Genomic DNA, 19,504 nt, shown 5'->3' with positions numbered 1-19,504 from the left:
CGTTTGCGTCCTCGCGATCACGATTGTCTATGCCCTGATCCTGCCAACCCTCTTGCTGGTGCCCCGAGGCCTGATCGCCACCGCCGACGGGCAAACGCTCGGCTGACGGATGTTCTCGGGGGTGCAATACAGACATCCCATTTCAAGGGCGTCACGACTGCTCGCCGATCTAAACCATGAGCTATTTTTTTCATTTACAACGGCAAGAAGTGCTGGGAGTCGAAGCGTTCGACGCTCAGAATGTATTTTTGATTAACGTACTTCAAAGCTGATGGGACAGGCAGCGAGTTTAGCTCCTGCGAAAAGGTCGTTTTGTACGCATTGCAGCAGTCACCTGATGGTATGCCCGACTGGCCTCGATCCCTCTTGCCCGATTGTAATGCCTCGTGGTGGTGCGCAGATCGCTATGAGCAAGGAGGTCGCGTGCAATGCCGATCTGACCGGGCATTGCAATGGCCCAAGTTGTGGCAGCCGCATCTCTTGCGTCGTGCGGAGTGATGCGGAAGCCGACGCGGATCGAGAGCCGATTGAAGCTTTTTTCGAGTCCCACCTCTGAGAGAGCGCGGTTGCCTATGGGACTCACCCAGAGTGCAGAGCAGGTCGCACCCCGGAGTATCCGTGGACGAACGACATCCAGATAAACGGTGAGATACAAGACCAGCAATTCGGGGAGCAAGAACTCAATGGGCGTGCCTGTTTTTGTCTCCTCGCGTGGAATTACGACAAACCATCGACTACCTTCCCGGACAAGGTGGCGATCGATCTCAAGTGCAGCAAGATTCTTGCGTCGAATCGGAACAAAGGCGAGGAGCGCAACCATCAAGCCATCGCGGTAGCGGATGGCATCATGCAGGCTGATCGGAGCGCCCGGTTCTGGTTTGTTTTCGTCCATCAACTGCTGACCAATGTCGAGCAATTGGACGCTGGTGATTACGGGCCTGGCTTGAGATCGGGCGGGTGCGGCCGCGAGGAGCCGCGCTTTGATAGCCTTAAGCCAGCTCCAATCGTGTTCCGGCATCATCACCCGAGCGCCCAGATAGAGCGCATTAACATGGCTCACGACCGATCTTGGTGCGTTGGTCTCGGCAAGATGGGAAACGACGGCTCGTACGCGCTCGGCAGTCAACCGTTCGTTCGGCGCTATTTCCAGTGCGGTCGGCTCATAGATTGCCAAGAACCCTAGGAATCGTCGCCAAGCCCACAGACAACCCTCCTGCGAGGCCTTGGCCAAGCGCGTTGCCTCGGCGAAGGGATCATCGTTGCAAAAGGCTCGTTCCCAGAGCAACCGGTCGGCTACCGGCCATTGATTATAGGTTAGATGGAGTCGCGGTTCACGTCCGGGCATGACAAATTAGTCCTCCCGCGTTCGTGGCTTACGGTCGCGGCGCCGACGGCTCAACTTGGGCTGTCGCAGCTTCATAACGAGGTTGGCATGTGCGCGTCCGGCTCTCCTCGTGTCGATGCCGGCATAAAATGAGGTAGTGGTTTTCATGCTCGTGTGGCCCAACAACTGCCGGACCAGCTCGAAAGCGCCCGGGCTGGCGTCCAGAATTATTTTTGCTGCCAGATGCCTGTACTGATGCGGGGTGAGTTTCACGCCCAAATGTCGGCGAACCGTCTTCTCGATGGCGACCATGATTGCCGCCTGACTCCTAGGCTTGCCTGTCCTCGTAACGAACACTGCGTTGGGACGCGCGCCGATCACCGCGGGTGCGATCTCGTTGCGATAGACGAGGAGGCGGTCGGCGAGCGCGGTTGGGATCTCGAATTCAAGCCGGACGTCATTCTTGGTCTCGTCGCTCGCAAAGGTGAGGAGTGCCGGCTTTCCTGGTCCCTGAGGCCAATGCAGATGGCGCTCAAAATCCAATGCAGCCAAGTTGTGCATGCGAAGTGGCACATGGAGCAGCAGATCGATCGCGAGCGCACTCTGCAAATCGGTAAATGGCGACTGTGATGTCGCCAGACCCCGCCGCGCTGCATTCCAGAGGCGATCGGGCAACGCAACCAAGGCCGCCAGCAGGCGCTGGTCGTCGAAGGTGCGCAGCAACGCCTGGTTCTTGTCGGTCAAGCCGCCCGGCAGCGTTCCGAGCTTGCCCCGAAGCGCCTTGAGAGCTGCGACAGAATCCGGAGGCGCTTTCACCCATTCCGACGCGATTGCGATCAACGTCACTGCAAGGCCATGCGTGTAGGCCGACAGCTTGCCTCCATCCTCGCGCCAACGATGGCGCAGGATGACTCGGAAGGTCTCGACGTCGACCAGGCTGGCCAAGGACGTCAGCTGTTCCAGTGGGATGCCGGCCGCAACCGCGGCAGCTGCGGCTGAATGGATGTGCTGTTGCTGCAGGCGCAGGGACCGCGGCGAGAGGGCCCTGGCCCGAGCCCCCTCGTCGAGCGGGTCGGGCATGGAGGCCCAGGTCTTATACCGTTCAACGTTCTCCTGGAATGACGGTGGTAGTTGCCGCCAAGGAATCCGGATCAGCAGACGCCCGTTCGCCGGGATGGCAACAGGCTGCAGACCGGCGTCCCCATGGAGAGCGACAAGGGCGTTCCATCCTCTGGCAACGTTGCGGGAGAGGTACTTCAACTTTCGCACCAGGGTTGCCGCATGCAACTCGGCAATGAAGCGGTCAATCGTGGCGGCGTTGACGTCCTGCGGAGCAATCCGGTTCTGGCTCGCCCATCGGGCGAGGCGTGAGAGGCGGAGGCGGATCCACCGGTCGGCAGAAGCAAGGAGGTCACTCCAGGCATCATCAAGACCGAGGTCGCGGGTCGTGAGCATCGGCAGTAGGCCCGAGGCGTCGATGGCGGCGGCGAGGTCACTGCGCAGGTTCGCCCAGCGCTTGCGCGTGACCTTTGCCCACGCCGGTTCCATCGCGTCGAGAGTCCGCCGAATCTCAGCGAGATCGAGCCGGATTTCCGAGGCCGGCTGGCCACGGAGCTTTGCGAAGGCGGTGACGGCCGACCTCAGGTCGCGCCTGCGGTTCTCCGATAGCCCGCCAGCATCGGCAAGCCTGTCGAGGACGGTTTGCAGCGTCGCCGGGATGGAGGTATCTGGATAAGGGATGGTTTTCATGGGCTTCTCTCCAGTAGACCGCGGGGGTCAGGGTCGGACCCGGACGGACAGGGGGTGACATTCGGGAAGACATATGGGGAGTAGATGGCAATTCTATACCGTAGATGTCTTCCCGACTTCGTTTATCCTATTGATTTATTGTGAGAATCTGAGATGCACTTTCACGGTTCCTCACCACGGTGCGCTTCGAGAAACTCGTTCAGATCGGCTGCGCCAATCCTCACGAGGCCTCGAAACCGGTACGCGACAAGATCGCCGGATTTGATCCAGCGTCGGACTGTCCGGGTCGCGACTTCGACAATCTCCGCCACCTCCGCGATGGTGAAGAATTTCATCGGCTCACCGGGTTTCGGCTTGCGCGGGGGCATCGGTCATCGCTTTCGATTAGCCGCTGGAACGCTAGTTTCGACGCCATCGGGAGGCGTCCAATCCCGCGGTTCCTCACGAGAAGCAGTTCTTTGCCTGATGGTCAGACCTTCACCTTTTCCAGATACTGAGCGCTCGGCCGCGGCCTCGCGCGCGCGTTCCCAGTCGGCGCCTGCAGCGGCGAGCATTTGGTGCAGCGCGATCTTGGGCACCAACTTGCGGCCACCCATCTCAAGCACTGGGATTAACCCAGCTTTCGCGGCCGCGTAGGCGCCGTTGCGGCTGAGCCCAAGCAGTCGACCAGCTTCGGGCACGTCGTAAGTCAGACGCTCAGCCGCCGCGGCTGCGTTCCGGCGATCTGTCGGCTTTTCGTTCACGGCGGTGTCTGCCCATTTGACGTACGTTTCGTATGTTATTATGCCAGAGCGATCTTGACTGCACAACGTCTGTTTCGTATGACAAATTCGGCAGAGAGGTAACTAATGGCGAAGCGCGGAAGGCGGCCGAAAGGTGAATACCCCGAAAAGAAGCGGGTTTTTGCCTCGCGGGTCCGGGAGGACACTTGGACAAAATTACAGCAGGCCGCGGTGAAATCGGGCCGCAGCGTCTCTCAGGAGTTCGAACACCAGCTTCGTCGTGGCTTAGATGAAGACGAGGAGATCGAAGGCACTTTTGGTGATCTACGCACTTATGCGCTCATGAAGCTCGCGGCACAGGCTGTGAACTCGCTGTGTAGCCTAAAGGATCCGAAAATTCATTGGACAGCGGATGCGAACTTGTTCGCCCAAGCGCTTGAAGTAATCACGCGGACGTTGAAAGTTTTTCATCCGCATCAGTTGACCTCGACTGATCTAATGGTCGAGTCGCCGCAGTTTGATGCGCCCGTTCTGGAAATCGTTCGGGAAGTTCAGACCGCTGATCCCGCGCGCCAACTCAAGAAGAGCACCAAACGCCAACGGGCTATGGCGCGACTTAAGGACCAGTTGGGCGAGCTAGCCGACCGCGCAACAGGTCAACTGCCCGAAATGACCTCTGCGCCGCAATCGATGCGGCCAACAACGCCAAGATCTAAAGGGAGGAAAGTATGAAGGGCCATATTCGCGAACGGTCCCCGGGTCACTGGGCAATCATAATTGATTTGCGCGACCCGGAGACCGGAAAGCGAAGACGAAAGTGGCATTCCTTCCACGGGCCCAAGCGCGAAGCACAGGTTGAATGCGCGCGCCTGATATCCGAAATGACGGGTGGGACATACTTAGAGCCGGGTAAGACCACCGTTGCTCAGTTTTTGGAACGCTGGCTTGATCACGCGAAATCACAGGTCTCGCCGCGGACGCATGAGCGTTATTGCGAGATAGTTCGCAAAAATATCGTCCCAGCGCTTGGCGCCGTCTTCCTGACCAAGTTGCGGCCAGCACAGATTTCAGCGGTCTATAGCAGGGCCCTCACGAGCGGACGCCGGGACGGCAAGGGCGGCTTGGCTCCGTCCACTGTCGTATATATGCATCGCCTTATTAAGCAGGCCCTGGGACAAGCGGTTCGGTGGGAGTTGCTGGCGCGAAACGCAGCTGATGCGGTCGATCCTCCGAAAGTCGAGCGCGGAACACTAACGACGTATGACATGACCCAGACCGTCAAGCTGTTAGAGGAACTGCGTGAATCGCGGCTTCGTTTGCCGGTTCTCCTCGGAGTGATGTGCGGGCTGCGGCGAGGGGAGATTGTCGCGCTACGATGGGGCCACATCGATCTCGCTGCGGGTAAGATGATGGTGGTGGAGAGCGCGGAACAGACAGCCGCGGGTATTCGATACAAGCCACCAAAATCGGGCAGGGGGCGCACAGTCGCGCTTTCGGCAACGGTGACAGCCGAATTGCGCCAGCATCGCCTCGCCCAAGCTGAAGAGCTGTTAGGGCTCGGCGTGAGGCAATCCGACACGACGTTTGTCTACACCCGCCAAGACGGAGAGCCGATGCAGCCACGGAGTCTCTCTCAGATGTGGTCAACCATTACGACGGCGCTGCCGCGCATCCGTTTCCATGATCTTCGCCACGCCCATGCTACGCATATGTTGGCTGCCGGCGTTCACCCGAAAGTCGCAAGCGAGCGCCTGGGCCATTCCCGCGTCGGCATTACGCTCGATCTCTACAGTCATGTCCTACCGGGAATGCAAGAGGACGCCGCCGCGCGCGTTGACGAGGCCTATCAAATCGCAGAAAAGAAGCGCGCCGAAAACATTGGGTAGCAAAGCGGTAGCAAACGCCGATTTTGGAATTGACCATTCCATTATTTATTTAGTGTTTTCAATGGCTTGGAGAGGTGGCAGAGTGGTCGAATGCACCGCACTCGAAATGCGGCATAGGTGCAAGCCTATCGGGGGTTCGAATCCCTCCCTCTCCGCCAGTTTTTAAGTGTCCGGCCCGGGCGCTACAATCCGAGTGCGGTATTGAATACGAGAAGTGCCGCTATGATCGATCCTTGGACATATTCGCCGAGCGCCAGTTCCAAAACGATGGCGATCTCAAGCAGGACAGAGACAGGCGCCATAAATTTGCCCAGCACCAGCCGCACCGGATGAATGGCCACATCCGGGGTCGCATTCGGACCGACCTGGGCGCGAATGCGTTGCGCCTCGACGCTGGAAAGTCCCACCACAGAATTTTTCATGGGTTTTGCGGGCCAAGCGCCGATATCTCCGCTCGGTTCCAATAAGTCAACGGTGGCTCGATTTGCGCCATTTAACGTCTGCAGCTTTCCTATCGTTTGATATCGCTCAATACTGACCCGGCCAGGCAATGCCATTTTTAACAAAGAAAATGAACTGGTTGGCGGAGCAGACCTTGCAGCAGCTAATTGAAAATATCGACGAGAAACCGCGGGTGGGCGCGCAGGCAGGCGATGCCGTGCTCAAAAGCGAGAATCCTCATCCGGTCGGCGGTGCCGGCAACTTGCCGATGACCTTACCTTCAACGCGAGTCCGAAAGGTGCGGCGGCTGCGGTTTTCGATCGGGCTTTTTGTGGTTCTTTTTGCCGCTGGTGGAGCTGGCTTCTATTGGTGGAAGCACGCCCAGCCGCAGTTGCCCGCCGGGATAAGTTGGGGCAATGGTCGGCTGGAGGCCGACGAGATCGATATCGACACCAAGTTTCCAGGCAGGATCGCGGAATTGGGTGTCGACATCGGTGATATGGTCACTGCCGGCCAGCTGGTTGGCCGCATGGATACCAGGGACCTTCAGGAGTCACTCAAGAAAGCGCAAGCGCAGGTCAAGCAGGCGCAGCACGCCATCGAAGAAGCCAGCGCAAATCTCGAACAGCAGCGTACGCAGCAAACCCTGGCTGCGCAGGAACTGGATCGTACGCAAGCGCTGTTGAAGAATGGCTGGGCGACGAAAGAGCTTTTTGACCAGCGCAAGCAGGCGCTGGACGGCGTTAATGCCGGGTTGAGCGCTGCCACCAACAGGGTAGCCGAAACCGAACGCGCGCTCGAAGCATCCGAGCACGATGTCGGGCTCTACACCGTCAACATCAATGACAACGATCTGGTGGCCCCGCGAGACGGCCGGATCCAATATCGAATCGCCAATATCGGCGAAGTGCTCCCGGCCGGCGGCAAGGTATTTACGATGCTGGATATCTCGTATGTCTACATGGACATCTACCTGCCGGCCCCGGAATCCGGAAAGATCAAGGTCGGCACCGAAGGCCGGATCTTGCTCGACGCTTATCCGAATTCGCCGATTCCCGCGAAGGTTTCCTTCATTGCCAGCCAGGCGCAATTCACGCCTAAAACGGTTGAAACCAAGAGCGAGCGGGACAAACTGATGTTCCGCATTCGGGTGCGGATCGATCCCGATCGCTCGCGCGTTCACGCCGCTTCCGTCCGCAGCGGATTACCGGGCGTCGCGTACCTTCGCGCGGACCCCAGCGTCGCCTGGCCCAAAGATCTTCAAGGCCCGCCATGAACGAGCGGAGTCGAGCTGTTGCCGTCCTCGACAGCGTCACGCAGAAATACGGCAAGGTTACAGCGCTGGACCACGTCACGATCAGGATACCGGCCGATTGTATGGTTGGACTGATCGGTCCTGACGGGGTCGGAAAATCCACGCTGCTCGCCATCATCGCCGGCGCGCGTCAAGGTCAGTCGGGCAGTGCCACCGTCCTCGATGGGGACATCTCCGACGCGAAGCACAGGGCGTCGGTATGTCCGCGGATCGCCTACATGCCGCAGGGGCTTGGCAAGAATCTCTATCCCGATCTGAGCGTCCGCGAGAACATCGAATTTTTCAGCCGCCTGTTCGGACAATCACGTGACGAGCGCAACTGGCGAATTGCCGAACTGCTGGAAAGCACGGGTCTGGCGCCTTTTGAAGGTCGGCCGGCCAAGAAGCTATCCGGAGGCATGCGTCAAAAACTTGGCCTCTGCTGCTCGCTGATTCACGATCCGGATTTGCTTATTCTGGATGAGCCCACCACCGGGGTCGACCCGCTCTCGCGCCGCCAGTTCTGGGAATTGATCGACCGTATCCGCGCTCGCCGGCCAGGTATGAGCGTCATCGTGGCGACGGCCTATATGGAGGAAGCTGAACGCTTCGACTGGCTGGCGGCCATGAACGCCGGAAGGGTGCTGGCGACCGGATCTCCGGCCGAACTCAAGACAAGCACCGGCGCCACCACGGTCGAGGAAGCCTTCATTGCACTGCTTCCGGGGCAGCATGGCGGTCACCACGGACTCCAGATCCCGCCGCGCCGGATGTTCGACACCGCGCCCATTATCACGGCGCGAGACCTGACGTGTCGTTTCGGTGATTTCACCGCCGTTGACGGAGTCAACTTCACCATCGAACGCGGGGAAATCTTCGGCTTTCTCGGCTCCAATGGCTGCGGCAAGACCACCACCATGAAAATGCTCACCGGCCTGCTGCCGCCCACCGCCGGCGAGGCGCTGTTGTTCGGAAAACCTCTCGACGCCGACGACATGAGTTCGCGTTATCGCGTCGGCTACATGTCGCAGTCGTTCTCGCTCTATACCGAACTTACAGTCCGGCAAAATCTCGATCTTCATGCGCACATTTTTCATCTATCGGCCCAAAAGGCCGCGGTCCGCATCGCCGAACTCATCGGAACGTTCGACCTTGAGAACTATCTCGATCAGCGCACCGCCGATTTGCCCTTGGGGATTCGTCAACGGCTGTCGCTGGCGATCGCCATCGTCCACGAGCCGGAGATCCTTATCCTGGACGAGCCGACTTCGGGCGTCGACCCTCTGGCGCGGGACCGCTTCTGGGAAGCGTTGATCGATCTTTCGCGCAATCACGGTGTAACAATTTTCGTTTCGACCCACTTCATGAACGAGGCCGAACGCTGTGACCGGATATCGCTGATGGATTCGGGCCGCGTGCTGGCGACCGGCACTCCGGCGGAATTGGTCGCGGCCCGCGGCGCCGACACGCTCGAAGATGCCTTTATCAGCTATCTTGAGGCGGTAACCGAAATACGGGTTCTCACGATAGATCATCCAACCCTGCCGGATGACGGTCCAATTCGAAGTCGGACCTATGCGCGTTCCGTGTTCAGCCTGCAGCGCCTCTTGGCCTATACCATCCGCGAGGCCCTCGAACTCCTGCGCGACCCCATCCGGCTGGGGTTTAGCTTGCTCGGCACGACCCTTCTGATGCTGGTGTTCGGCTTCGGGGTTTCCACCGACGTCAATAACCTGTCGTTCGCTGTGCTGGATCGCGATCAAAGTCCCGAGAGTCGCGCCTATCTGGAAGAGCTTCGGGGTTCGAGTTATTTCGTCGAGAAGGCGCCGCTGACCACCTACGCCGAACTCGACAATCGGCTCAAGAGCGGCGATATCTCGGCTGCGATCGAAATTCCGACGAGTTTCGGCAGCGACATCAAACACGGTCGTCCCGTCTCGGTCAGCGCGCTGGTGGATGGCGCGATGCCGTTCCGGGCAGATACCATTCGCGGCTATCTGCAGGGCATGCATCAATTATATCTGGTCGATCCGGCGGTGAAGACGACGATTCCTGCCGCGCCGCCGCTCGCCGATATCGAAGTCAGGTTCAAGTACAATCAGGATTTCGACAGCATCTATGCGATGGTGCCTTCAAACATGGCGATGTTGCTCGCGCTGTTTCCTGCAATCCTGATGGCGCTGGCGATCGTTCGCGAGAAGGAACTCGGTTCTATCACCAACCTCTATGTGACGCCGGTGAGCCGGCTCGAATTTCTGCTCGGCAAGCAGCTCCCTTATGTCGCTGTCGCAATGGCCAACTTTACCCTGATGTTGCTGCTGGCGTTGTTCGTATTCAAGGTTCCGTTGAAGGGGAGCTTTCCAACGCTGCTGGCCGGCGTGTTGATCTATGTGACGACGATGACCGGGTACGGCATGCTGATTTCCGCGTTCACGCGCACCCAGATCGCGGCGCTGTTCGGCACCGCCATCCTCACGGTCCTGCCCGCGACGCAGTTTGCCGGCATGATGACGCCGGTTTCCTCACTGGCCGCCGAGGCTCAGATCATCGGCCGCGGCTTTCCCATGACCTATTTCGTGCCGATCACCGTCGGCACCTTCACCAAGGGACTCGGGTTTGCGGACCTCAACCTCGATCTGCTGGCGCTGCTCGCCTTTGTTCCGGTCTTCACCCTGATCAGCGTGCTGCTGCTCCGCAAACAGGAACGCTAGAGCGAACGATATGCGGAAGGCTGCAAACATCTACTGGCTCGGCATCAAGGAGTTGCGCAGCTTTCTGCGTGATTTCGTTCTTTTGGGATTGGTCGCTTATGCTTTTTCGCTGGCGGTCATCCTGCAAGCGCGCAGCAGTTCGCAGGAGCTTCACAACGCCTCGATCGCAATCGTGGATGAGGACAATTCGGAGCTCTCGCGCCGGATCGCCCACGCATTCTATCCGCCGCTGTTCCAGCGGCCGCAGCCGATAGCCGAGCGGGATATCATTCCCATGATGAACAAGGGGCGATACACTTTCGTAATCGACATCCCGCCGGACTTCGAACGGTATGTTCTGGCGGCACACCAACCGGGACTTCAGGTCAACGTCGACGCGACCGCGATGGTCCAGGCAGGGCTTGGTTCAGGCTATGCGAAGCAGATTATCACCACCGAGATAGCGGATTTCGTCTCTCATACCGAGGGTGTGCCGCTATCGACGGTGAATCTCGATGTCAGAATTGCATTTAACCCGAACCTGACCACCGCCTGGTTTACCAGCGTGATGGGGATCATCAACAATATCACCATGCTGGCCATCATTCTCGCCGGCGCAGCGGTGGTGCGGGAGCGCGAGCACGGCACCATGGACCACTTGCTCGTCATGCCGCTGACCCCGTTCGAGATCGCCTTGTCCAAGGTCTGGGCAAACGGTCTGGTGATTGCGGTGGCCGTATGTGTCAGCCTTTATTTCGTCCTGCGCATGATGCTTGGCATTCCGGTCGCGGGCTCGATACCGCTCTTTATGACGGGCGTGGTGATCTACCTGTTCTTTGCGACGGCGATCGGCATTTTTCTCGGCACAATCGCGCGGTCGATGCCGCAACTGGGCCTGCTTTACATGCTGGTGTATTTGCCCATGAACATGCTGTCAGGCAGCAACACTCCACTGGAAAGCATGCCGGTCTGGCTGGCCCGAACCATGCAGGTGTCGCCGTCCACGCATTTCGTCGCCTTCGCGCAATCGATTCTCTATCGCGGTGCAGGGCTGGACGTGGTGTGGCCGCAATTCCTTGCGGTGGCCGTTATCGGTGCCCTGTTCTTTGGGTTTGCAATTCTCCGCTTCCGGTCGGTGACGGTTCAGGCGACGTAGATGTTTCCGGAAAGCCGGTAAGGCGATGGATAACCGCTACCATCGTTCAGCCGCAACATAGGGCTATTTCGGCGATTTCTTGACATCGCGAGCCATCTCCAGACACGTCAGCAATTCGACGTAGCTGGGGGTGCCGTCTATGCTGGTCTCCTGCATACAAACGGCTTTGTCGCGGGTGCTGAACTGCATCCATTGCGTTTGAAGTTGATCGCGGGATTGCGCTTCGTCCTCGGTGCATTTTTCCTGAATGGCCTGCGAGCCGCCTTCGGACCGGCATTCCCGTGCGATATCGAATTTCGGTGCGCTATCCGCGACCGTGGTAAAGGGAAGAGAAGCGAGAATAACAATCGGGAGGTGCATCAGCATTTTCCGTACTCCGAGCAAAGGAATGATCATGAGGCTAAAGATAATTTCTCATGATCATTCGGCGCGCATATTGATCGGCCTCAAGAGGTGGCCGGACCCGCCTCACGCAAAGCGGCGGACTTTGATCAAACGCAAAGCGTCCGCCGGGTATGGGAACTATCTTGAAGCCGAATTTATCGATACAAGTTGCGGGACAGCCGGAGTTTCGATGAAATTATGTAAATATATCATGGCGCTACTGGCGATCTGCTTATTGCCGGCCTTTGCCATCGCCCAATCCCCGACAGGGCAAACCGGGGCCACCGAGCAATACGTTCCGAGATTGTCCGACATCATGAGCACGGCTCAGTTGCGGCATATGAAGCTGTGGTTCGCGGGCCAAGCTCCCAATTGGGACCTCGCAGCTTTCGAACTTCGCCAGCTCAAGGACAGTCTGGTGGAAGCAGCTTCGCTATATCCGGGTATACCGGTGACGAGCGTGACGACGATGGCAAAGCCCGTTCAGGCCGTTGCCGATGCGATCGAAGCAAAAGATGGCAGAATGTTCGCGAGCACATTTGGTGAACTGACCGTCGGGTGCAACGCCTGCCATCAGTCGGTCGGACGTGGCTTTATTGTCATGCGGGTGCCCACTGCGTCGCCCTTCAGTAATCAGGTGTTTCCGCCCCAGAGCAAGCCTTAGAACACACCAGGTCCAGACAGAACGAAGATGAAATTGCCCGTCATAACCACGAGCAAATCCACGCTTGTGGCGACGGGGCTGTTTGCCGAGCGGGTCCAGATCGACCAGATTGTCATATATGGCGTTAAGTCCGCACAATAGACTCAGGTAAGGTCAGGGATGTCACGATGGACCCCGCAAACGAACTCGGCGCGGAAGAAATCTGGCAGGAGCCGGTCGACCGGCTTCTATCGCGACTTGCGACGACCGCGGCTGGTCTTGACGCAGCCGAGGTCCAGTCGCGGTTAGAAACATTTGGGCCGAACGATGCAGCAATCGTCAAGCGATCGCCGCTCTGGCTCCAATTTGTGTCGCGCTTCCGTAACCCCTTGGTCATTATCCTGCTGGTGGCGAGTGGACTGTCCGCGGCTACCGGGGACGTCGCGAGCTTTTTGATCGTTGTGACCATCGTCTCGATCAGTATGACGATTGATTTCGTCCAGGAAGTCCGCGCTCAAAATGCAGTTGAGGCGCTGCGCCGGTCAGTAGCGGTACAGGCAACGGTGCGACGCAATGGCGCCAGCGTCTCGATACCAATCGATCAACTTGTGCCCGGTGACATTGTCGAGCTGATCGCCGGCGATCTCGTACCGGCGGACTCACGGCTGCTCGAAAGTCGTGATCTCTTCATCAATCAGGCACTCCTGACCGGAGAGCCGTACCCTGCCGAGAAGCAGGCCAGCGATGCCCCGTCGGGCGCCGAGAATCCCGCCGGTGCGTCGAACGCCGTGTTTGCTGGCACCTCCGTGATCAGCGGCACTGCAACGATTGTTGTTTGCCGAACCGGCGGGAAGTCGGCTCTCGGCCATCTTGCGACGAGCCTGGCCGAAAAGCCGCCGGCCACCGATTTTGCGGTAGGCATTCGCCGGTTTGGCCTGCTGATCATGCGCCTTACCGTGTTGATGGTGCTCTTCGTGCTGGTGGTGAACATCTCGTTTCATCGACCGGTGCTGGAGTCGCTGATGTTCGCGCTGGCGCTGGCGGTCGGACTGACGCCCGAGCTGCTACCGATGATCGTGACCGTCACGCTTGCGCGCTCGGCTTTGGAGCTGTCCAAGCGGAAGGTAATCGTGAAGCGCCTAACCGCAATCCACGATCTCGGTGCCATGAACGTACTGTGCACCGACAAGACCGGAACGCTGACGGAAGCTACCATCAAGCTGATGCGCGCCATTGATGGGCGGGGCGTCGAGAGCAAGGCTGTATATGCCAACGCCTATATCAATAGCCAGTTCGAGACCGGGATGAAGAGCCCGCTCGATCAAGCAATTCTTTTGGCCCATCCCTTCGATATGGCCGAGTGGAAGAAGATCGATGAGGTGCCGTTCGATTTCGAGCGACGGCGTGTCTCGGTTCTGGTCGAGCACGGCGCCGAGCGCCGTTTGATTGTTAAGGGTGCGCCGGAGGACCTTTTGCGGCTGTCGGCACAATACGAGAACGCGGATGGCAAGGTGCTGCCGCTCGACGCTGAGACCCGCCGTTCCTTCGAGGCCACCCTTGACGGACTCGGTGCTCAAGGATTCCGCGCTCTCGGAATAGCCAGCCGGGTGGTCGATGCGAGCCACCAGACCGCCGCAATCAGCGATGAGAGCAACCTCGTCTTTTCCGGCTTCGCTGTCTTCCTCGATCCTCCGAAAGCCAGTGCTGGGGCGACCATCCAGGCCATGACCGCTGCGGGTATCTCGGTGAAGGTGCTGACCGGCGACAACGAACTCGTTTCGCGACACGTCTTCGCCGAGATCGGGGTGCCTGTCACCGGAGTACTCACGGGCGACGCACTGACAAATCTCTCGGACGAGGCGCTGATCGGGCAGTTGCCGCGGGTCAACCTGTTTTGCCGCGTCAATCCGCAGCAGAAGCTTCGTATCCTGCTGGCGCTGAAGCGGCTCGGCAATGTCGTTGGCTTCATGGGTGACGGCATCAATGACGCGCCGGCGCTGCATGCGGCCGACGTCGGAATATCGGTCGATGGCGCTGCCGATGTCGCGCGCGCGGCTGCCGACCTGCTTCTGCTTGAGCACGATCTTTCTGTGGTGCGCGAGGCGGTGGTGTGCGGGCGCAGCACGGTTCAAAACGTGTCCAAATATGTCCTGATGGGTTCAAGTTCGAATTTTGGCAATATGTTCAGCATGGCCGGGGCGGCGCTGTTCTTGCCGTTTTTGCCGATGCTGCCGATCCAGATTTTGCTCAACAACCTTCTCTACGACGTATCGGAGATCGCGATCCCCTTCGATCGGGTCGATGAAGAGGCTATCGCCGGGCCGGTGAAATGGGACGTCAGGTTCATCGAGCGGTTCATGCTGGTATTTGGACCAGTCAGTTCCGTGTTCGATTTTATTACATTCTATGTTCTGCTGTATCTATTTGGCGCCGGTGAAGCGCTGTTTCAGACGGGCTGGTTCATCGAGTCGATCACCACCCAGGTTCTGGTCGTCTTTGCCATCCGGACGCGGCGATCGGTCTTTCGGAGCAGGCCGCACATTTTCCTGCTCACCCTGGCGCTCGGAGTTATCGCCGTCGCAATCGCCCTTCCACTGCTCCCTGCCGGCGGGTGGTTGGGGTTCGTGGCGCCGCCGCCGCTGTTTTTCGCATTCCTGGTCGGCGCAACACTGGCGTACCTTGCCATCGTGGAAGTCACCAAGCGCGTTTTCTATCGTGTCATGGCCTTACAATAAAGGTCTTGAGATAATCGCTACACCACTGTCCCGAACAAGGCTCCTACGCCCGCGGTGATAGCCATGGCGAGTGCGCCCCAGAACGTGACGCGTATCGCGCCTGGCATCACGTCTGCGCCGCCGGCGCGCGCCGCCAATGCCCCCAACAGCGCGAGGAAGAGCAATGAGGTTCCAGACACGGAATAGATTATGCCTGGCTCAGGGGCCAGCGTAGCGACCAGGAGTGGCATGGCTCCGCCAGCGGCGAAGCTGGCGGCCGACGCAAATGCAGCCTGAATCGGGCGGGCTCTAAGATTTTCAGTTATGCCCAGTTCGTCGTGGGCGTGGGCGCCTATGGCATCACGAGCCATGAGCTGGTCGGCGACCTTTCTCGCGAGCTCGGGCTCCAGGCCGCGCCCAACGTAGATCCGTGCCAGTTCTTCATGCTCACCCTTGTCGTCCGCCCTGAGTTCAGCGATCTCGCGTTCAATGTCGGCATGTTCGGTGTCGGCCTACGAGTGCACTGAAACATACTCTCCCGCGGCCATCGACATCGCGCCTGCGACCAGACCGGCAACCCCAGCGATCAATACGTTACCGCGTGTCCCATGCGCGGCCGCGACGCCCAACATCAGGCTTGCTGTGGAAAGGATGCCGTCATTCGCGCCCAATACCGCCGCGCGCAACCATCCGGTGCTCTGCGCGCGGTGTTGTTCTCTAAGGGGGGCTTTGCTCATTTCCGGGTCTGACGGTCATTTGGAAGATTAGCATACTTTGCATCGCCCTCAGTCAGATGCCAGGTATGTCGGGCAATCATCAAATCCTCGTTCGTGGGAATGACCCAGGCGGAGACCTTGCTTGCGGGCGTCGATATCCTTGCCGCGCCGCTGGCGTTGGCCGCATCGTCCAGTTCGATGCCGAGCCAGGAAGCTTGCTGGCAGGCGCGGCGACGAATTTCCGGGGCATGTTCACCGATACCCGCGGTGAAGACCAACGCGTCCAGCCCGCCGAGGCTGGCCGCCAGTGACCCCAGCTCCCGACTGATCCGGTAAACGAACAATGTCACCGCGCTGGCGGCGAGCGGATCGTCGCTGGCTAACAGCGTCCGCATGTCGTCGCTGATGCCGGATACGCCCAACAGACCCGACGAATGATAGAGCAGGTCACTTACGGCCTGCGGTGTCATGCCCTTCTCCTGGATCAGATAGAGGATGACGCCCGGATCGAGGGTGCCGCTCCGGGTGCCCATCACGAGACCATCGAGCGCGGTAAATCCCATGGTGGTCGCCACGCTTTTGCGCCGATGCATGGCGCACATGCTGGCGCCGCTGCCGAGATGGGCCACCACGACGCGACCGTCGGCGACGGGGCCGACGACATCGGGCATCTCACTGGCGATATACTCATAGGACAGCCCGTGGAAGCCGTAGCGGCGGACGCCCTGAACCGTGATCGCACGCGGCAGGGCGAACGCCGCGGCGACCTCGGGCTGGGTATGGTGGAAGGCGGTATCAAAGCAGGCGACTTGGAGTAGTTGCGGATGCAGCTTGGAGATCGCGGCAATGGCCGCCAGATTGTGGGGCTGGTGCAGCGGCGCCAGCGGAATGAGACGGTGTAATTCGCCGATAACGGAGGAATCGATGCGGACCGGACTGGTATAGCGCGACCCGCCGTGCACTACGCGATGTCCGGCGGCGAGCAGGCGATGGTTTGGGAATTGGCTCTCGACCCAGCTCAAGAGTGTGGCAAGTGCGTCCTCATGGGTGGCGCCGCCCGTCAAATACTGATCGATGAGAGCCTTTTCCGAGTTGCTCCTGGCGACGAAATGCACGCGATGTCCGATGCCATCGAACTCGCCGTCGCAGACAAGTCCCTTGGGCCCCGGTCGCTCATGCCCTTCGAATATGGAGAATTTGACGCTGGACGAGCCGGCGTTGAGAACCAAGATGGCATCGCTCATGATGTGGCTCGTGTCATTCCTCAGCGGCCGGCCTGCGGAGCGGCATTGTCACTATAGGGCCATTGCCAGCCCTGGATTTCCGGCATGTCCTCGCCGTGCTGACGGACATAGCGCGTATGCTCGATCAACGCATCGCGGAATTGCTGCTTTATGTGCGCCGCCGCAACGCCGAGTTTGGGCACCCGCTCGATGACCTCGATCGCCAGATGAAAGCGGTCGAGTTCATTCAGCACCACCATGTCGAACGGTGTCGTCGTGGTACCTTCTTCCTCGAAGCCGCGAACATGCATTCCCGAGTGGTTGGTGCGGTTGTAGGTCAGGCGATGGATCAGGTAGGGATAGCCGTGATAGGCGAAAATCACCGGCCTGTCGCAGGTGAAGATGCCATCGAAATCCCGGTCGCTGAGACCGTGCGGGTGCTGGTCTTTCGGCTGCAGGGTCATCAGATCGACCACGTTGACGACGCGAATCTTCAGGTCGGGAAACGCCTTTCGCAAAAGATCGACCGCGGCCAGGGTTTCGAGCGTCGGTACATCGCCGGCACAGGCCATCACTACGTCGGGTTCGGCGCCTTCGAGTTCGGTACCGGCCCATGCCCAGATTCCAATGCCGGCGTCGCAATGCGTTGCGGCCTGCTGCATGGTCAGCCATTGCGGCGAAGGCTGCTTGCCGGCGACGATGACGTTGATCCGGTCATAGGTCCGCAGGCAGTGGTCGGTAATCCACAGCAAGGTATTGGCGTCCGGCGGAAAATAGACGCGGACGATATCGGCCTTCTTGTTGACGACCAGATCGACGAACCCAGGGTCCTGATGGCTGAAGCCGTTATGGTCCTGTCGCCAGACATGCGACGTCAGGAGGTAGTTGAACGACGCGATCGGACGCCGCCAGGGCAGGCCACGCGACACCTTCAGCCATTTGGCGTGCTGGTTGAACATTGAATCCACGATGTGGACAAAGGCCTCGTAGCAGGAGAAAAAGCCGTGTCGGCCGGTCAGCAGATATCCCTCGAGCCAGCCCTGGCAGAGGTGTTCGCTCAGGATTTCCATCACCCGGCCGTCCTGGGCAAGATGGACATCGTAGGGTTCGATGCGTTCCATCCACACCCGCTCGGTGACTTCGAACACCGCGTCGAGCCGGTTCGATGCGGTCTCGTCCGGTCCCATGATGCGGAAATTCCGTGCCTCGGCGTTCAGCGAGACCACCTCGCGCAGGAATTGTCCCATAATGCGCGTCGCTTCACCGTCGACGCTGCCCGGGCGCGGGACGTCGACGGCATAAGCGTGAAAATCCGGCAATTTTAGTTCGCGCTTCAGCAATCCGCCATTGGCATGCGGATTGGCGCCCATTCGCCGCTCGCCGGCCGGCGCGAGCATCTGCAAATCCTGGTGTAGTCGGCCACTCTCGTCGAACAGCTTTTCCGGCTCATAGCTTCGCATCCACCGCTCGAGCAACTGCAGATGCTGCCGATTGCCGCGGGGATTGGCGATCGGCACCTGGTGGGCGCGCCAGAAACCTTCGACTTTCAGACCATCGACTTCCTTTGGACCTGTCCAGCCTTTGGGACTGCGCAACACGATCATCGGCCATTTTGGGCGCGCGCTTGTTGCGCGTCCGTCGCGCGCCGCAGTCTGGATGGCGCGGATCTTCTCGAATGCGGTATCCAGCGTCGCCGCCATCAGACGATGCATCGTGGCCGGGTCGTCCCCTTCGACGAACAGCGGTTCGTGACCATAACCGAGAAAAAGATTCCTTACCTCGTCGTCGTCCATCCGGCCGATCACCGTCGGGTTGGCGATCTTGTAGCCATTGAGATGAAGAATCGGCAGCACGGCGCCGTCATGCGCGGGATTCAGGAATTTATTGGAATGCCAGGAAGCGGCGAGCGGACCGGTTTCGGCCTCTCCGTCGCCGACCACGCAGGCGCAGATCAGGTCGGGATTGTCGAATGCGGCACCATAGGCATGCACCAGTGCATAGCCGAGTTCGCCGCCTTCGTTGATGGAGCCCGGGGTTTCCGGTGCAGCATGGCTCGGAATTCCGCCGGGAAACGAGAACTGGCGAAACAGCTTGTGCAGGCCATCGGCATCGCGGCCGATATCGGGATAGATTTCGCTGTAGCTGCCCTCAAGATAGGTATTCGCGACCATGCCCGGTCCGCCGTGGCCGGGGCCGCAGACATAGATGATATTGAGATCGCGCGCGCGGATGGCGCGATTGAGATGGGCGTAGATGAAATTCAGTCCCGGCGTGGTCCCCCAATGTCCGAGCAGGCGCGGCTTGATGTGTTCGGGCCGCAGCGGTTCGCGCAAGAGCGCGTTGTCCAGCAAGTATATCTGGCCCACCGACAGATAATTGGCGGCCCGCCAGTACCGATCAAGCAGCGCCAGCTCGCCGGCCGTTGGATCGGCATCGTGTGCATTGTGGGTTCGCATCCAGACATCTCCAGGGCAGACACGGCGGCAACAATGTCGAGTGACGATCGTTCCGTCCGTCACGGCTGACACCGACGGGCGCCGAATAGCGTAAACCCTTTCGGGT

The 19,504-nt window shown here is 59.5% G+C and carries 15 protein-coding genes, 1 tRNA gene and 1 pseudogene; 8 read left to right on the top strand and 9 right to left on the bottom strand.

Going from position 1 to position 19,504, the window contains the following annotated elements; translation table 11 throughout:
* Positions 1 to 289: 289 nt before the first annotated feature.
* From E7813_RS05080 to E7813_RS05065, 4 genes are all read right to left on the bottom strand, one after another.
* Positions 290 to 1,345: a tyrosine-type recombinase/integrase gene (locus E7813_RS05080; protein ID WP_291571484.1), complete on the bottom strand. Its 1,056-nt coding sequence runs from the start codon at positions 1,343 to 1,345 to the stop codon at positions 290 to 292.
* Between the two features lie 6 nt (positions 1,346 to 1,351).
* Complete coding sequence (locus E7813_RS05075; RefSeq protein WP_291571483.1) at positions 1,352 to 3,073, bottom strand: tyrosine-type recombinase/integrase; 1,722 nt, start codon at positions 3,071 to 3,073, stop codon at positions 1,352 to 1,354.
* A 161-nt stretch (positions 3,074 to 3,234) separates the two neighbouring features.
* Entirely contained in the window at positions 3,235 to 3,408 is a 174-nt protein-coding gene (locus E7813_RS05070) for a helix-turn-helix domain-containing protein (protein WP_291571482.1), read from the bottom strand.
* 36 nt (positions 3,409 to 3,444) lie between these two features.
* Positions 3,445 to 3,816, bottom strand: a complete 372-nt coding sequence (locus tag E7813_RS05065; RefSeq protein ID WP_291571481.1) for a helix-turn-helix domain-containing protein — start codon at positions 3,814 to 3,816, stop codon at positions 3,445 to 3,447.
* A gap of 105 nt (positions 3,817 to 3,921) precedes the next feature.
* Here E7813_RS05065 and E7813_RS05060 point away from each other — a divergent pair, with 105 nt between their 5' ends.
* From E7813_RS05060 to E7813_RS05050, 3 genes are all read left to right on the top strand, one after another.
* The gene (locus E7813_RS05060; RefSeq protein ID WP_291571480.1) at positions 3,922 to 4,527 is read left to right on the top strand and encodes a hypothetical protein; all 606 of its coding nucleotides are present in this window, start codon (positions 3,922 to 3,924) and stop codon (positions 4,525 to 4,527) included.
* Positions 4,524 to 5,681: a tyrosine-type recombinase/integrase gene (locus E7813_RS05055; RefSeq protein ID WP_291571479.1), complete on the top strand. Its 1,158-nt coding sequence runs from the start codon at positions 4,524 to 4,526 to the stop codon at positions 5,679 to 5,681. The genes E7813_RS05060 and E7813_RS05055 overlap by 4 nt, the downstream gene beginning before the upstream one ends.
* A gap of 68 nt (positions 5,682 to 5,749) precedes the next feature.
* Positions 5,750 to 5,839: transfer RNA gene (locus E7813_RS05050), tRNA-Ser, on the top strand.
* Between the two features lie 24 nt (positions 5,840 to 5,863).
* On the opposite strand, the gene E7813_RS05045 is transcribed toward E7813_RS05050, so the two are convergent.
* Positions 5,864 to 6,238 (bottom strand): cation-transporting P-type ATPase, encoded by a 375-nt coding sequence (locus tag E7813_RS05045; RefSeq protein WP_291571478.1) that lies wholly within the window; start codon positions 6,236 to 6,238, stop codon positions 5,864 to 5,866.
* A gap of 152 nt (positions 6,239 to 6,390) precedes the next feature.
* Here E7813_RS05045 and E7813_RS05040 point away from each other — a divergent pair, with 152 nt between their 5' ends.
* The 3 genes from E7813_RS05040 to E7813_RS05030 are packed head-to-tail and all read left to right on the top strand — an operon-like array spanning position 6,391 to position 11,262.
* Complete coding sequence (locus tag E7813_RS05040; protein WP_291571491.1) at positions 6,391 to 7,398, top strand: HlyD family efflux transporter periplasmic adaptor subunit; 1,008 nt, start codon at positions 6,391 to 6,393, stop codon at positions 7,396 to 7,398.
* Entirely contained in the window at positions 7,395 to 10,127 is a 2,733-nt protein-coding gene (gene rbbA / locus E7813_RS05035; RefSeq protein ID WP_291571477.1) for a ribosome-associated ATPase/putative transporter RbbA, read from the top strand. The genes E7813_RS05040 and rbbA overlap by 4 nt, the downstream gene beginning before the upstream one ends.
* 10 nt (positions 10,128 to 10,137) lie before the next feature.
* Positions 10,138 to 11,262, top strand: a complete 1,125-nt coding sequence (locus E7813_RS05030) for an ABC transporter permease (protein WP_291571476.1) — start codon at positions 10,138 to 10,140, stop codon at positions 11,260 to 11,262.
* 63 nt (positions 11,263 to 11,325) lie between these two features.
* On the opposite strand, the gene E7813_RS05025 is transcribed toward E7813_RS05030, so the two are convergent.
* Positions 11,326 to 11,628, bottom strand: coding sequence for a hypothetical protein (locus tag E7813_RS05025; RefSeq protein WP_291571475.1), 303 nt, complete (start codon positions 11,626 to 11,628; stop codon positions 11,326 to 11,328).
* A gap of 121 nt (positions 11,629 to 11,749) precedes the next feature.
* On the opposite strand from E7813_RS05025, the gene E7813_RS05020 reads away from it, so the two are divergent.
* Together E7813_RS05020 and mgtA are read left to right on the top strand one after the other, a co-directional pair.
* On the top strand, positions 11,750 to 12,310 hold the full coding sequence (locus E7813_RS05020; protein WP_291571474.1) for a hypothetical protein: 561 nt from the start codon (positions 11,750 to 11,752) through the stop codon (positions 12,308 to 12,310).
* A gap of 167 nt (positions 12,311 to 12,477) precedes the next feature.
* A complete protein-coding gene (gene mgtA / locus E7813_RS05015) occupies positions 12,478 to 15,024 on the top strand; it encodes a magnesium-translocating P-type ATPase (protein WP_291571473.1) in 2,547 nt (848 codons plus the stop codon).
* 17 nt (positions 15,025 to 15,041) lie between these two features.
* Here the strand turns inward: mgtA and E7813_RS05010 are convergent.
* The 3 genes and pseudogenes from E7813_RS05010 to E7813_RS05000 form a co-directional block, all read right to left on the bottom strand.
* Positions 15,042 to 15,740 (bottom strand): annotated as a pseudogene (locus tag E7813_RS05010) (VIT family protein).
* On the bottom strand, positions 15,737 to 16,963 hold the full coding sequence (locus E7813_RS05005) for an acetate/propionate family kinase (protein WP_291571472.1): 1,227 nt from the start codon (positions 16,961 to 16,963) through the stop codon (positions 15,737 to 15,739). The pseudogene E7813_RS05010 and the gene E7813_RS05005 overlap by 4 nt, the downstream one beginning before the upstream one ends.
* 20 nt (positions 16,964 to 16,983) lie before the next feature.
* A complete protein-coding gene (locus E7813_RS05000; protein WP_291571471.1) occupies positions 16,984 to 19,398 on the bottom strand; it encodes a phosphoketolase family protein in 2,415 nt (804 codons plus the stop codon).
* Positions 19,399 to 19,504 lie beyond the last annotated feature (106 nt).

The sequence above is a fragment of the Bradyrhizobium sp. genome (assembly GCF_004799405.1).
GTDB lineage: Bacteria > Pseudomonadota > Alphaproteobacteria > Rhizobiales > Xanthobacteraceae > Bradyrhizobium.
The sequence above is the reverse complement of the archived record's forward strand: the minus strand, read 5'-3'. Positions and strand labels throughout refer to the sequence as shown.